Origin of the sequence: Streptomyces sp. H27-D2 (assembly GCF_035828615.1) — a bacterium.
GTDB lineage: Bacteria > Actinomycetota > Actinomycetes > Streptomycetales > Streptomycetaceae > Streptomyces.
Map to the genome: position 1 here is coordinate 1 of NZ_JAYMZR010000223.1, position 879 is coordinate 879.

At 77.1% G+C, this 879-nt stretch carries 1 protein-coding gene; it reads right to left on the reverse strand.

All coding sequences use genetic code 11. From position 1 onward, the window contains the following. On the reverse strand, positions 1 to 879 hold an 879-nt coding region (locus QMK28_RS34005; RefSeq protein WP_326443559.1), incomplete at both ends, for an NB-ARC domain-containing protein.

Here is an 879-nt window from a genome sequence, read left to right on the forward strand (position 1 = left end):
GGAACCGGAACAGCCGGGCGGCGTCGGCGCTCAGCGCGTGGTACGACCAGGAGAACACCGCCCGCACCTGGGTGGCCGGGTCCCCGCAGTCCAGCGCGTCCAGCCGGCGGCCGGCCTCCCGCAGCTCATCGGCGAGGGCGGCGAGCGGAAGGCGGGGCCGGTCGGCGGCGCGGGCGGCCACGATCGCCAGCGCCAGCGGCAACCCCGCACACCGGACGACGAGCTCCCGTACGGCGGCGGGCTCGGCCGCCACCCGCCGGGCGCCGAGGCGGCTGGTCAGCAGAGCGCGTGCCTCGGCGGGGGCGAGCAGGTCGACGGTCAGCAGCCGGGCGCCTTCCGCCGCGACCAGGCTGGTGAGCCGGTTCCGGCTGGTCACCAGCGCCAGACAGCCCGGCGCGCCGGGCAGCAGCGGGCGGACCTGCTCGGCGTCGCGGGCGTTGTCCAGCACCATCAGCACCCGCCTGCCTGCCAGCAGACTGCGGTACAGGCCGACCTGCGCCTCCAGGCCGGCCGGGATACGGGCCGGCGGCACCCCGAAGGCGTCCAGGAACCCGCGTACCGCCTGCGCCGGGCTCACCACCGAACCGCCGGGGTCGAACCCGCGCAGATTCACATAGAGCTGCCCGTCGGGAAACGCCTCCCGTGACCGCCGCGCCCAGTGGACGGCCAAGGCGGTCTTGCCCACCCCCGCGGTGCCCGACACCGCCGAAATGACCATCGCGGCCGGCCCGGGCGGGTTGTCGGCGTCCGCGGCGGGCAGCAGCTCGTCGAGCTGGGCGAGTTCTTGGCCGCGGCCGACGAAGGCCGTGACGGACAACGGCAGTTGGGCCGGAGCGGCGCTCGTCCCCGCCGGTGCCCGGGGCGGGGTGGGCGGGGGAG